This window comes from Cupriavidus sp. SHE, assembly GCF_000812445.1.
In the GTDB taxonomy this organism is placed as follows: Bacteria; Pseudomonadota; Gammaproteobacteria; order Burkholderiales; family Burkholderiaceae; genus Cupriavidus; species Cupriavidus metallidurans.
Map to the genome: position 1 here is coordinate 194,782 of NZ_JWMB01000009.1, position 12,891 is coordinate 207,672.

Below are 12,891 nucleotides of genomic sequence, written 5' to 3' on the forward strand. Positions count from 1 at the left end.
TGGAATCGCCACATGCGGGAATTTGCCGCCAATGGTACGCACGCAAGCCCTCGCGCACCCTGAATTCTTCTTCAGGCAGGGCCGTATGCATAACATGCGGAAAAGTCGGCTGATAGAATCAGACCCGACCCGGAAAGGCGAACCCATGAGGATCCTATTGGTAGATGACGACCAGAAGGCAGCGCGACTGCTGGCCCGTGGTCTGCAAGAAGAAGGTTATGACGTGGAGACCGCCCATTCGGTTGACGTGGCAGCGGCTCACAATTGTTACGCGTTCAGTCTGCTGATCCTCGACTGGATGCTTCCAGGCAAAAGTGGCGTCGAGTTCTGCCGGGAATTGCGTGAGCAGGGCGTGCGCACGCCGATCCTGATGCTGACGGCGCGCGATGCGATCAACGACCGCATCACCGGGCTGGACACCGGCGCCGACGACTACCTGACCAAACCCTTCGTCTTCGAGGAACTGCTCGCGCACGTGCGGGCTTTGCTGCGGCGTGTGGAGCTGGCTCAACCCGCTCCGATCACGCTGGATGACCTCGTCATCGACCCGCAGACCCGTGGCGTCACGCGGGCCGGCGCGCGGCTAGATCTCACGCCGAAGGAATACGCGATTCTCATCCTGCTGGTGACGCACGCCGGGGAGATCGTCAGCCGGGCACAGCTTGCGGAACACATCTGGCACGCGGACCTGATCGCCATCGACAACCTGATTGACGTGCACATGAAGAACCTGCGCCGCAAACTCGACCCACCGGGCATGGCGGCGCTGATCCAGACCGTGCGGGGCCAGGGCTTCCGCATCTCGCCATTGGGGGCCCTCTGACGTGCTGAACTTCCGGCAGCGGCTGGTCCTGACCCACTGGACCGTCATCGTGGTGATCGTGGCCTGCTCGGCGTTGGCCGGGTGGTGGCAGCTATCGCGCCTGGTGCATGGGCAGCTCGACGCGGCGCTGCTGACGCTGGCCGATACCGAGGCCGGCATGCAGGTGGAGAGCCACGGGCAACCGGTCCGCGTGCACGAGCGCCCGCCCGGGTCGGCCCCGCCATCCCTGGTGCGCCTGGACCGGCTGGTGCAGATCGTCAATGCCAAGGGCGAAATCCTGGCCCGCAGCTCAAACCTGGGCGACGCCATGCTGCCCGCCCCGCCCGCGCTGCTCGACGAACTCGCATCAGGCGGCCAGGCGGTCTTTCAGACGCTGCCGAGCTTTGGCGAAGAACCGCTGCGCATGGTGTCCCTGCCCGCCGTGGCAAACGGCAAGCCCGTGGTGATCCAGGTGGCGGGCTCGCTGGACGATGTGCACAACGTGCTGGAGTCGGCCACGATCCTGTTCGGCATCATGGCCGCCGCGCTGCTGGCCGCCGTGGGCGCCGCCGGCAGCGTGCTGACGCGGCGCGCGTTCCGTGGCATCAACGACGTGGTGAAGCAGGCCCGGCTCATCGGCGACGCCAACCTTGGCGAACGCCTGCCGCACCCCGGCACGCCGGACGAAATCGGCCAGCTCGTCGATACGCTGAACGCGATGCTGGACCGGCTCGAGCAGGCTTTCGACCAGCAGCGACGCTTCACGGCCGACGCCTCGCACGAACTGCGCTCGCCGCTTTCCCGCCTGCGCACCGAGATCGAAGTGACGTTGCGGCGGCCGCGCGAGAGCCAGGAGTACGTGGATACGCTGCGCTCCTGCCTGGATGAAGTGGGCCGCCTGACCCGGCTGATCGAGGAACTGCTGATGCTGGCCCGCTTCGACGCGGGGCAGGATCGCCAGGCTGGCGAGCCACAGGCACTTGATGCGCTGATCGCGGAAACGCTGTTGCGCGCTGGCCCAGCCGCCCGTGAACGGCAGGTCGAACTGGTGGCAAGCAGCGAAGCGGTGGGCGGCGCCAAGGTGTCGCACGGATCGGTGGGGCTGGTGCTGGCCAATCTGGTGGACAACGCGCTCAAGTTCTCGCCACAGGGCAGCAAGATCGTGGTGGACTGCGCCGCCGACGCGCACCAGGCCACATTGCGCGTCACCGACCAAGGCCCCGGCATCCCCCCGGACGAGTTGCCCTTCCTGTTCGACCGCTTTTTCCGTGGCGCTGGGGCGCGCGCGTCCGAGAACGAGGGAGTGGGTCTTGGCCTGGCCCTGTCGCAATCGATCATCCATGCCCAGGGCGGGCATATCGAGGCCGCCAACGGGCCCGACGGCGGCGCGGTGTTCACGGTCAGGATTCCGCTGGCACCGCGTGAAACCAGTTCCTGAAGAAGAATTCAGTGTACGGAGCAGCACCCCGTCGATACACTGCGTCCCATCAAAGCTCGCCTGGGGAGGACCCTCAAATGGACTGTTGTTCTAGTCGATATCCAACACAAGGTTAAGCAGGCCACCCACATCCATTTTGTCGCTGGCTTGCATCGATCCATCGCAAGTCACGCAGCGGCAATCACGGGCGCCCCAGCCCGCCGCGCGCCACTCGCACGCGCCTGCCCCGGCAGGCACCATGCTGTTCCGCCATGATCGGCAGGACAGCGAAGGAGTCGGAAATGCGCAAGTTCCTCGCATCCACCACCCGGACCTCCGCGCTCACAGAGCGTCTGGTCTCCCCGTTCCTGCGCGCCCAGACGCAGTCGAACACCTCGACCACGAACTCGAAATCACTCGGCCAGGCCGGCCGCACGGACGCCCCGAGAACCGATCGGGAATACGCCGACGCGGCCATCCGGTTCTGCCGCACGCTCTGGTAAGACGCGTCCGCGATCCATACGCCAGTTGTACGCCACGGCACGCACGTGCCGTGTCCTGCCACATGCCAGCCACGGCTGCCATGTGGCGTCATGATTTCCACTTCCGTCGAGCATGTCCATCGAAGCCATCCAGAACATCAACCTTGAGTCGCTCCTCGACACCAGCATCAGCCTGGTTACCGCCTTCGTGCTTGGCGGGGTCATCGGCTATGAACGCCAGTACCGCCAGCGCACCGCCGGCCTGCGCACCAACGTGCTGGTCGCCGTGGGCGCGGCCATTTTCGTCGACATGGCCAACCGGCTGGCCGGCCACGACGGCGCGGTGCGCGTGGTGGCCTACGTGGTATCCGGCATCGGCTTTCTTGGTGCGGGCGTGATCATGCGCGAGGAAGGCAATGTGCGCGGCCTGAACACCGCTGCCACGCTGTGGGGCTCCGCCGCGGTCGGCGCCAGCGCGGGCGCGGACCTGATCATCGAGGCCGGCTTGGGCAGCATGTTCGTGCTGGCCGCCAACACGCTGCTGCGTCCCGTGGTCAATCGCATCAACCAGCAGCCAATCGACACGCCTGCGGTCGAGGTGACCAACACGGTCTACGTGATCACGCCACGCCATCGCCAGAAAGAGGCATTGCGGCTGCTGTCGGACATGCTGGAAGCCAGCAACCACCCCACGCGCGATCTGGTGGTTCACGCATTCGGCGCGAACGATATCGAGATCGAAGCCGTGCTCATGGCCACTTCGGTCGACGGCGACGAGCTGGATGCCGTGGTGGCGCGGCTTTCGGCATGTGAAGCGGTAAGCCAGGCGTTCTGGAGTCCGAGCACCACGGAATAGCGGCGCCCGAAGGCGCCGCCAGAGTGAGTCCCGCCCCGTTTAGCGATCGTTGCGGATCGGCCCGTACTCGACGGGCACCCATGTATAGCCGACCTGCTCGCGCCGCACATGTCCGATGCCCGGGAACGGCAGGTGCGCGCCGCCTACCCAGAGCTTGTCGCGGGCGGCGTCGGCCAGCACGCGGTTACGCGTAATCACGGCCTGATGGCTGTCGGTATCGAACTCGATCGCCACCTGCGGGCTGCGGAACTGCACCGCGTGGCTATGGATGACATCGCCCCACAGCAGCAGCTTTTCCTTGCCGGACGTGAACAGATAGCCGACATGCCCCGGCGTGTGGCCAAACTCGGGCACCGCGCGCACGCCGGGCACCAGTTCGTCACCAGCGCCGGCACTGGCACTAAACGTGCGGAACCGGCCAGCCGCCCGGTACGGCGCCACTGCGTCGCGTGCCATGGCAAACAGACCCTGCGCATCCTTGGGGGCTGCCGCAGCTTTCGACTCATCGAGCCAGTAGTCCGCGTCGGCCTTGTCGGCATAGACAGTGGCGGCGGGAAACACCGCCGTGCCATTGGACAGCAGACCACAGGCGTGATCAGCGTGCAGGTGGGTCAGCAGAATGGTGTCTACCTGTTCCGGCTCGTAGCCGGCGGCGTGCAGGTTCTCGCGAATGCGTCCCAGCGTCGGGCCGAAACATGCCGATGCGCCGGTATCGACCAGAATCAGATGGCTGCCGGTATTGACCAGATAGGCATTGACGGCGGTCTGCATGCCGGGCGTCGATTCGACGAACATGCGCGCGAGCAGCCGTTGCACCTCGCGCGCGCTGGTGTACTTGAGCACCTTCGGATCGAGATCGATATAGCCGTCGTACAGCGCGGTGACTTCGAACTGGCCGACCATCATGCGGTAGTAGCCGGGTACCTGCGTCTTCTTTTGCGCGTGCGCGGGTGCCTGCGCGCGCGCATCGGTCGGCATCGCGGGCAGGACCAGTGTCGCGGCCGCGAGCAGCGTGGCGGAAACCAGCGCCTGGAACACGCGCTTGCCGGAGCCCATTCCGGCACGAAGCGGAGCTGAATGCAGCTTCATGAGAGATTCCTTCTGAATGTAGATGTCGATGGAAACTGACGATGTCGCTGAACACGTGCCGGCGTGCTGCATCTGCGGCGACGCCGGCGCGGCGTAACGGCTATCTTAATCCACCCGGGATGCATCGGCTTGCATTCGAAGACACGCGGCCTACCATTGACTGGATAGGCACCCATGCGGGAGAGCAAGTCATGGAACTCAGCGCGGTGCCGGTATCCAAGCCGGCAGACACCAACTTCATCTTCGGACAGTCACATTTCATCAAGACCGTCGAGGATCTGCACGAGGCGCTCGTCGGCACGGTACCCGGCATCCGCTTCGGCATCGCCTTCTGCGAGGCATCGGGCAAACGGCTCGTGCGCTGGTCTGGCACCGACGAGGCGATGATCGACCTGGCCTGCCAGAACGCCACCGCGATCGCGGCCGGGCATACCTTCCTGATCTTTCTTGGGGATGGGTTCTTTCCCGTCAACGTGCTCGGCGCCGTACGCGCCGTGCCGGAGGTATGCCGCATTTACTGTGCCACCGCGAACCCGACTGAGGTCATCGTCGCGCAGACGGATCTTGGCCGGGCCGTGCTCGGCGTCGTCGATGGGGAGCCGCCGCTGGGCATCGAGACCGCCGCCGATATCGCCGACCGGAAGCAACTGCTGCGGCAGATTGGCTACAAGCTCTGAGTTGGTGGGAGCGATGGCGCCTATCGCGCGTATCGCTTGTATTTCCCGTATCGTCCATGAGGCACCGCCACAACCCCGGATCACCGAGGTCGTGGCCTGACGATGTACGCCGGCTACCGTTAGTCCGACTGATACTTCGGCGAACGCGGCCCGTACAGAATACCGGTGGGCTGACCCGCCGACAGCAACCGGTCGCTCGCGGCCCCAGCCACGCCGTAGCTGCGATCCACCGTGTGGTTGATCACCTGGGCAACGGCCGCGGCAATCAACGCGCCCACCAGTCCGCCACCGGCATTACCGGAGTCGTCGGTGGCCGCGGCGGCCGAACCGCTCCACAGCACGTCGCCGGTCTTCAGATCCACCAGCTTCGCGCTCGCGGCCACGCGCGTTACGCTGCTGAGCACCTGATACTTCGAACCGTACTCGCTCACGGTCACATATAGCGCGGCGTCGGCGCCGAAGATCTCGCGCAGCTTGGCCACCGGAACGGTGTGGATGTCACCCGGCACGGTCAACCCGTTCTGGCGGAACGTCTCGTCAACCAGCGCCACAGGCAGCACGTAGTAGCCCGACTCGGCCAGCGGCGCGGTGGACTGCGCCAGCATCGCGTAGGTCGCATTGATATCCGGCGACTCATTCAACGGCGGCAGCACCACAATCGAACGCGGCCGGCTGGCCTTGTACGCCGAATAGTCAATCTGCTTGGTCGGCACGGCACAGCCCGCGAACAGCGTCGCGGCACCAAGGCCAGCGATATAGGTCAGGATTCGACGCATCATTTGGCGCTCCCGGTGTTGGCGTCGGACTTCGCTTCCGCCGTGTCAGCCTTGGCCTTGGTGGAGGCATTGGTTGCGGCGCTGGTTGCGGCGTTGGTTGCCGCCCCTGCGCTCACATCCTTGCGCGCATCGGTCTTCACATTACGCATCAGGAAATCCATATAGGGCGTGGCTTCCGGGAACAGCGTCTTCTCGGTCTGGAACTCCTTCACCATCTGGTCACCCTTGCCCAGATTCAGATACAACATGCCAAGCTGGGCGTGATACCCCGGTGGCGCCGAGCCACCTTTCGCCTTCATCTTGTCCAGCCCGCTTTCCAGCGCCAGCACCTGCTCCTCCTTCGCGCCGTCCTTGAGGTACTGATAGACCTGGGTCTGATACCCCTCCCATTGATAGAGGGGCTTCGGCCCACTCGCACAACCAGCCAGCACGAGGCCGGCCGCCGACAAAAACGCTGCCTTGCGCAGCGTGACCATGCTCATCATTTTTTCTTCCCGTCGTACAAAGAACAGCGATTACTGCTGCGGCTTCCACGCGCCGGATTCGATGGCGTTGACCAGGTTGTTCACGGCCTCGCGCATGGCCAGATCCATCACCTTGCCATTGAGCGTGGAGTCATAGCTCGCCGTGCCGCCAAAGCCAATCACCTCCCGGTTCGACAACTTGTACTCGCCCGCGCCCTGCGTCGAGTACACGACCTCTGAGGTGCTGATGTTCACGATGTTCAGATTGACCTTGGCGTAGGCCACCTGCTCCTTGCCGCGGCCCAGAATGCCGAACAGCTGCACGTCGCCGACTTCCTTGCGGCCAAACTCGGTGATGTCGCCGGTCACGACATAGTCGGCGCCCTTGAGCTTCTGCGCCTGGTTCTTGATCGTCGCCTCGCGCTTCATCTCGTCCAGGTTCTCGCGCTCCAGCACATTGAATCGATTGGTCTGCTGGAGGTGGGTCACCAGACTTGTCTTCGCCTGGCCGCTCAGCCGATCGATGCCGTCCGAGAACACACCGCGCATATAGTTCGAGCGGTTATCGAACTTGCCCACGGCGATCGGCGTGCGCACGCCGTTGTAGGGGCGGCTGGCACTTTCCACCTTCTGCACGGCCACCGCCGTGGACGTCTCGGTCGCGCAGCCTGCTAGTCCCAGCGCCGCCACGAAGCCCATCGCGGCATAGGTCTTGAATCGAATCACCCAATTTCTCCTGTCTGACTACATTGCTGAAAGCGGCGAAAGCCGCCGGTATGAAAACTCAGTACTGGTACGCCATCTGCGTCCCGCCAGTGACGCGAGAGGTATGAATGGCGCCGGGCTTGTTGACGTCGAATTGCGAATATTGATTAGGAGAGACCCCTGCTGCGGAAGGACGCGTGATATCGACCTGCGGCAAGCCATTGGCGGTCTGTCCGACCGTCGGACGATGGGCGCCGGCATTCGGATCGGCCACGATCTGCGCCACGGCCTTTACCGGCACCCCCATTGCCATCCACACGCCCAGCGTGATCGCCGGCAATGCAAAACGCGCGGTGGCAGCGCGCGCCGTCGGCATTCCACGGCCGGCGTGACGGCCCTTGCCTCGATTGGCCGCACTTTCCTGCACAGCCACTAGCATTCCTTGCGCCGCGTTGAACACGAGGCGGTACAGATTGGTATTCATAACCCGGCGATTCCCGACGAAACGACAAACGGGGACGTTTGATCCCCAGATCAGGCTCCGTGCTTTGCGGAGGCATGTAGCCGACAGGCATGCCAGTCAAGCGCGGCCAGACCTGTGCGGTTTGAAGGCCAGCATATGAGCAGCGTCTATCCGCCGAAGGTTAAATTCGACAGATACTTGCTCTTGCGCAATTTGCAGTCAGGGGATGGGTCAACCAGAACGCGGAGCGTGGCTCGTGCGCGACGATTCTTTAATCGTAAAAAATTGAACGCGCGCAAATCATCAGTGCGCATTGATGCCGTAATGCTTCAGGGAAATAGAAATACTATGAGGAAAGCAGGCGAAAGGAAGGGACTGGCGGAGGGGCCTGCAACGCCATGCACGCTCTATGCACGGTGCAAGAATTTTCTTAAATCAATGTTCAACGATTTTTTGTTGCCTTGACCAAGCATTCAGACAATTTATCGAAGTGACGCAGCGCCGCCTGTGTCAGTTCGACCTGCTTGCGACGCGCGTCTTCGGTGTCCGCGAGTTCGATCCAGCCCTTCTCGCGCATCGACTTCAGCCGCGCGTGCAGCGTCGCGGGCGAGCCGAATTCGGCATGGCCGATCATGTCGCGCACGCACAGCGACTGGCCAGCCTGGCCGGCGCGTGCCACGAACTCCAGAATGCGCTGCTCCAGCGGGTCCAGCGTCGGGAGCGTGGGCAGTCCACGCACGGCGTCGGCAAGCTGCAGGAAGCGCAGGTAGATATCAGCGGGTCTGGTCATACGGACAGCATCGGCCGGGGCGCGGGACATTGACGGAGAGCGGATGCGTTATCATCCGCCGGCCCCCAATTTGGTACCGGTCGGATTCTACGTCAATGCCCCACCTCCGTCTGCAGTTCGCCATGGTCCTGGCGACGATCGTCATGTTCGCGCTGACGCTGGCGGCCAACGACTGGTTGTTCCCGCAACTGGAACTGATTCCCGGCATCAACTGGATCTACCTGCCTGCGGGCGTGCGGCTGGTCGCGACACTGCTGTTCGGCGGGGCCGGCGCAGTGGGCCTGCTGATCGTTTCCTGGCTCGTCTGCTTTCTGTACCTGTTTCCGGACGACTTCAGCCGCGCGTTCATGGGCGGCATCCTGGCGACTGTCGCGCCCTATCTCGTGTACAAGCTGGCGCAGCACTGGTTTGGGCTGCGGGCGTCACTGGCCAACCTGACGCCGAAACGCCTGCTGGCCTGCATCGTGGCGTACTCGGTGGCCAGCCCGCTGCTGCATCACATCTGGTTCTATCTGCACGACGGTGCGGACCACGTCGTGCAGAGCTTCTTCGTCATGTTTATCGGTGACCTGTCTGGCACGCTGATCGTGATCTACACGATCAAGGGCTTGCTCGCGCTCATGCCGCGCCGCCCGAGAGCAGACGCCCGATGTACCTTCCCAGAGCAATCTGCAGGACATCGGAATTGATACCGTCTGTGCCGCCGAGTAGCGGCACGATCACCAGTTTCGTCCCGTCCTTCGTGAAGACGCGCAGCCGCTTGGGCAGATCGGCCGGCTGCAGGATCACGTCCTCTCCCACAACGCCAGCGAAACCAAACGCACTTCGATAGTCATCGGAATGCTGATGGCCAAAGCAAACGATGATCTTCGGCGCCATGTGCCGCGCGAGCCTCGTGACGAACTCGAAGCGTCCGCCCTGCCGGCATAGCGCCGCATAGCGCGGGAGCGTGCGTGGCACGGCGAGCGTATCGTGCGGCGAGCGTCCGGATGCCGAATCCACGGTCCGGACCAATGCCGGGTAGAGGCTCAGCCAGAATTCGTTACCTGCCGGCCCGTACAACCGCTCCTGGAAATACTCCTTCCAGTCCGGCGCGCCAGGATCGGTGGCAAGAGTGTGCACGGCGGTCAGAATCCGCGCGATTTTCTGATGACTCTGCCATTTCGGCATTTCGTCCTGATTGCGCTGACGAAAATCCGCATTCCAGACGACGGGCATCTGCAACGGCTCTGGCGATGCGGCGATTGGCGAGCCCGCCAGACGTGAGGTTGCCTCGCACAGCCAGACTGGCGATTCAGGATTGCCCTGCATTCCGGCATATGAAGCCAGAAAAGCGTCCAGACCCGGCTTGCGATCGCAGGCGGACACACCCGCCCCATCCGCTTGCGCCGCCGGGGTTGCGCCTATGAACGCGGGATACCCGCCCCAACTCGAACAGCCTTCCACTGCATGACCCCCAGACTCTCTGCCGTACCCGTTTTAATCGTTATAAAAAGTATAACAATCAGATCTGCACGGCGTCTTATGTAGTTGGTACTTCATACAGAATGTCGGTCGCCTGCAACAGGTGGGCTGTCATCAAGGTGTATTCTCTCGGCCATGCCGGCGCCCGATGAAAACAGAAGATCCTGACCCAGCCCCCGTACGAACACCCATGATCACACGGCCTCAACTGCACTGGTTCCGGATGCTGTTCGTCCTGCGCGGGTCCGTGCTGCCGACAATCGCGCCGCAACTGCTCGGCGTTACGCTGTTCTCCGCGCTCATTACCGCGTTTCACGGGCGGATCTGGGACTGGAAGGTATCGCTGAATTTCGTCCCGTTCTCGCTGATCGGGCTGACGCTGGCCATCTTCCTGGGCTTTCGCAACAGCACCAGCTATGCGCGCTACTGGGAAGGACGGACGCTCTGGGGCAGCGTGCTGATCGAGTCGCGGTCGCTTGTGCGGCAGGCGCTGACGCTGACGTCGGACCCCGATGCCGCCCGGCAAATCGCCCACCGGCTCTGCGTCTTCGTGCACACGTTGCGCCACCAGTTACGTGGCACGGACCCGGCGGCCGATATCGCGCCGTTCGTCGATACCGCCACCAGCCAGCGCATGCGCGACGCCCGGTTCAAACCCGCCATCGCCTTGCTGATCGCCGGCGAATGGCTGGGCGAGCAGCTACGCCTGGGAAAGCTGTCGCCGTCGCTGGCGTTGCCGATGGAAAACGCGCTGAGCCATCTGGGCAGCGCGCTGGGCGGATGCGAGCGCCTTGCCAGCACGCCGATTCCGTTCACCTACTCCGTCATCATCCACCGCTGCATCTATCTCTATTGCGTGCTGCTGCCGTTCGGGCTGCTCGACACGATCGGCCTGATGACGCCAGTGATCGTCTGCTTCATCGCCTATACGTTCTTCGCGCTGGAAGCGCTCAGCGCGGAGATAGAGGAGCCCTTCGGCGAAGAGCCCAACGACCTGGCGCTGGCCACCATGTCCTACATGATCGAATCGACCGTGCTGGAGATGGTGGGCGAGCAGCCGCTTAGCCCCCGGCCGGTCAGTGACGGCTATATCCAGACCTAGACCGGGGAATCACCTCGCATCAGCGCGCGTCCTTCGGCTTGTCGCCCTTGGGCCAGTCGTTCGCACGCGCGGCGTAGTCCGGGCGCGGCTGCGCCGTGAAGTATGCCGACACGTCGAGCGCATCCTGCGCCGACAGCGTGCCACCCTGGCCTAGCGGCATGTTGTGCTTGACGAAGGCCGCAGCCGTGTACATCCGCGCCATGCCCGCGCCGATATTGAACGAGTCCTTGCCCCAGACCGGCGGGAACACGTAGCCGCCCTGAGGATTCTTCATGCCCTGGCCGTCGGCGCCGTGGCACGACGCGCACTGCGCCGCGTAGACGGCCTTGCCGTGCTCGCGATTCGGCACGAGCGCGGTGTCGATCTTCTCGAAGCCACGGCCGGTGACGTTGGTGCCGACCGGTACGCCGGAGGAGAGCCACTTCATATAGGCCATGATCGCGTTCATCTCGGCGGAGTCGAACGCCAGCGGCTTGCCGTTCATCGAACGCTGGAAGCAGTCGTTGACGCGCTCCTGCAGCGAGATCAGTTTGCCGCTGCGCGAGCGGTATTCGGGGAACGCGCCCGACAGCCCCACCCAAGGCGAGGCATAGGCCGTCGTGCCGCCGTTCAGGTGGCAGTTCGTGCAGTTCAGCCCGTTGCCGACGTTCTTTGGCAACTGCTTGTGGGTATCGGTGAGCAACTGCTTGCCACGGCGGACAGCATCGCCGACCGGCCCGGTTGGAATCGACGCCTCATCGGGAACGACCAGGGGCACGGTCTTCTCCGCATGCGATACGAACGGCGCGCATGTCGCCATGGCGACAAACGCCAGAACACCCAGTTTTGTCCGGTTCACTTTGTTCTCCTTGGTTTATATGTGAACGATTTGTTGGCTTGCCTACCCTCAGACTGCAAGCACGACCTTGACCACCATGCCAATGGCGATCAGTCCGGCGACCACAGCGAAGCCCTGCTGCAGCCGCTGACCACTCAGGCGGCTGGCGAAGAGCCTGCCGACGAGCATCCCGAGCATCGCGCCCGCCGCGAACGGCGCGGCGACATGCCAGTTCATATTGCCGGCCAGCGCGGTGGACACCACGCCCGAAGCGGACACCAGCGTGATCACGGCCAGCGACGTGGCCACGATCGTCTTGACCGGCGCATTGGTCGCACGGCGCAGCGCGGGAACGATCACGAAACCGCCACCTACGCCCAGCAGACCGGAGAGAAAGCCCGCGCCGATACCCGACGCCGCCAGCGCGCGTGTGCAAGATGCCGTCCAGACGAAGCGACCCGTCGCGTCATCGAGTTGGCAGGGTGGTAGTGGTCCCTGCGGCAGCATGGCGGTTGAGGCCGCTGAGGCCACTGATTGCGGCGCGCGGCTCTGCCTGAACATGCGCACGGCCACCCAGCCCAGCACGATCGCGAACAACACGGTCAGCGGGCCGTTCGGCACCCGGTGCGCGAGCCATAGCCCGACGGGCGAGGCCAGCACGCCGCTTGCCGCCATCATGGCGGCTGCCCGATAGCGCACGATACCCGCGCGGAGCCCGATCAACGCGCCGACCGCAGCCGACACGCCAACCGCCAGCAGCGCGATCGGGCCGGCTTCGGCCATGCGTAGATGCAGACCGAATACCAGCAGTGGCACGGCAAGAATGGCGCCACCAGCGCCGGTCAGCGCCAGGATCAGGCCCACGATGGCGCCCAGAGAGGCGCCCACGGCATAGATCGATTCCATCAGGACAAACGCTGGGGGGGCGAGCGTAAGAATTTTTGTAAGGCGCCAATCATTACAAATTCCGTGCCACCTACGCGCGCG

General features: G+C 63.9%; 16 protein-coding genes. 7 read left to right on the forward strand and 9 right to left on the reverse strand.

What is annotated here, in order from left to right; all coding sequences use genetic code 11:
* Nucleotides 1–145 precede the first annotated feature (145 nt).
* The 4 genes from RN01_RS04880 to RN01_RS04895 all read left to right on the forward strand — a co-directional run bounded on the left by RN01_RS04880 (nucleotide 146) and on the right by RN01_RS04895 (nucleotide 3,557).
* Nucleotides 146–823 carry a response regulator transcription factor gene (locus tag RN01_RS04880; RefSeq protein ID WP_008651839.1) on the forward strand — a complete coding sequence of 226 codons (678 nt, stop codon included), beginning with the start codon at nucleotides 146–148 and terminating at the stop codon, nucleotides 821–823.
* 1 nt (nucleotide 824) lies between these two features.
* On the forward strand, nucleotides 825–2,240 hold the full coding sequence (locus tag RN01_RS04885) for a cell wall metabolism sensor histidine kinase WalK (RefSeq protein WP_017512217.1): 1,416 nt from the start codon (nucleotides 825–827) through the stop codon (nucleotides 2,238–2,240).
* Nucleotides 2,241–2,521: 281 nt separating this feature from the next.
* Nucleotides 2,522–2,722 carry a hypothetical protein gene (locus tag RN01_RS33775; protein ID WP_024570008.1) on the forward strand — a complete coding sequence of 67 codons (201 nt, stop codon included), beginning with the start codon at nucleotides 2,522–2,524 and terminating at the stop codon, nucleotides 2,720–2,722.
* A gap of 112 nt (nucleotides 2,723–2,834) precedes the next feature.
* Nucleotides 2,835–3,557: an MgtC/SapB family protein gene (locus RN01_RS04895; protein WP_008651836.1), complete on the forward strand. Its 723-nt coding sequence runs from the start codon at nucleotides 2,835–2,837 to the stop codon at nucleotides 3,555–3,557.
* Nucleotides 3,558–3,596: 39 nt separating this feature from the next.
* On the opposite strand, the gene RN01_RS04900 is transcribed toward RN01_RS04895, so the two are convergent.
* Nucleotides 3,597–4,646, reverse strand: coding sequence for an MBL fold metallo-hydrolase (locus tag RN01_RS04900; RefSeq protein ID WP_024570006.1), 1,050 nt, complete (start codon nucleotides 4,644–4,646; stop codon nucleotides 3,597–3,599).
* Nucleotides 4,647–4,837: 191 nt separating this feature from the next.
* Between RN01_RS04900 and RN01_RS04905 the strand changes: the two genes are divergently transcribed.
* Nucleotides 4,838–5,323 carry an adenosine-specific kinase gene (locus RN01_RS04905; protein WP_008651834.1) on the forward strand — a complete coding sequence of 162 codons (486 nt, stop codon included), beginning with the start codon at nucleotides 4,838–4,840 and terminating at the stop codon, nucleotides 5,321–5,323.
* 119 nt (nucleotides 5,324–5,442) lie between these two features.
* Here RN01_RS04905 and RN01_RS04910 read toward each other — a convergent pair whose 3' ends face one another.
* From RN01_RS04910 to RN01_RS04930, 5 genes are all read right to left on the reverse strand, one after another.
* Nucleotides 5,443–6,102 (reverse strand): DUF799 domain-containing protein, encoded by a 660-nt coding sequence (locus RN01_RS04910; RefSeq protein ID WP_017512215.1) that lies wholly within the window; start codon nucleotides 6,100–6,102, stop codon nucleotides 5,443–5,445.
* Complete coding sequence (locus RN01_RS04915) at nucleotides 6,099–6,584, reverse strand: DUF4810 domain-containing protein (protein WP_017512214.1); 486 nt, start codon at nucleotides 6,582–6,584, stop codon at nucleotides 6,099–6,101. The genes RN01_RS04910 and RN01_RS04915 overlap by 4 nt, the downstream gene beginning before the upstream one ends.
* A 30-nt stretch (nucleotides 6,585–6,614) precedes the next feature.
* Nucleotides 6,615–7,262: a CsgG/HfaB family protein gene (locus RN01_RS04920; RefSeq protein WP_029700248.1), complete on the reverse strand. Its 648-nt coding sequence runs from the start codon at nucleotides 7,260–7,262 to the stop codon at nucleotides 6,615–6,617.
* A gap of 85 nt (nucleotides 7,263–7,347) precedes the next feature.
* The gene (locus tag RN01_RS04925; protein ID WP_017512212.1) at nucleotides 7,348–7,752 is read right to left on the reverse strand and encodes an ESPR-type extended signal peptide-containing protein; all 405 of its coding nucleotides are present in this window, start codon (nucleotides 7,750–7,752) and stop codon (nucleotides 7,348–7,350) included.
* A gap of 421 nt (nucleotides 7,753–8,173) precedes the next feature.
* A complete protein-coding gene (locus tag RN01_RS04930; RefSeq protein ID WP_017512211.1) occupies nucleotides 8,174–8,521 on the reverse strand; it encodes a transcriptional regulator in 348 nt (115 codons plus the stop codon).
* Between the two features lie 95 nt (nucleotides 8,522–8,616).
* Between RN01_RS04930 and RN01_RS04935 the strand changes: the two genes are divergently transcribed.
* A complete protein-coding gene (locus tag RN01_RS04935) occupies nucleotides 8,617–9,210 on the forward strand; it encodes a hypothetical protein (RefSeq protein ID WP_017512210.1) in 594 nt (197 codons plus the stop codon).
* On the opposite strand, the gene RN01_RS04940 is transcribed toward RN01_RS04935, so the two are convergent.
* Entirely contained in the window at nucleotides 9,140–9,889 is a 750-nt protein-coding gene (locus RN01_RS04940; protein WP_017512209.1) for a hypothetical protein, read from the reverse strand. The genes RN01_RS04935 and RN01_RS04940 overlap by 71 nt on opposite strands.
* A gap of 286 nt (nucleotides 9,890–10,175) precedes the next feature.
* Here RN01_RS04940 and RN01_RS04945 point away from each other — a divergent pair, with 286 nt between their 5' ends.
* Nucleotides 10,176–11,087 (forward strand): bestrophin family protein, encoded by a 912-nt coding sequence (locus tag RN01_RS04945; RefSeq protein WP_024570004.1) that lies wholly within the window; start codon nucleotides 10,176–10,178, stop codon nucleotides 11,085–11,087.
* A gap of 19 nt (nucleotides 11,088–11,106) precedes the next feature.
* Here RN01_RS04945 and RN01_RS04950 read toward each other — a convergent pair whose 3' ends face one another.
* Complete coding sequence (locus RN01_RS04950) at nucleotides 11,107–11,925, reverse strand: c-type cytochrome (protein ID WP_024570003.1); 819 nt, start codon at nucleotides 11,923–11,925, stop codon at nucleotides 11,107–11,109.
* 48 nt (nucleotides 11,926–11,973) lie between these two features.
* Nucleotides 11,974–12,810 (reverse strand): sulfite exporter TauE/SafE family protein, encoded by an 837-nt coding sequence (locus RN01_RS04955; RefSeq protein ID WP_017515732.1) that lies wholly within the window; start codon nucleotides 12,808–12,810, stop codon nucleotides 11,974–11,976.
* Nucleotides 12,811–12,891: the final 81 nt, after the last annotated feature.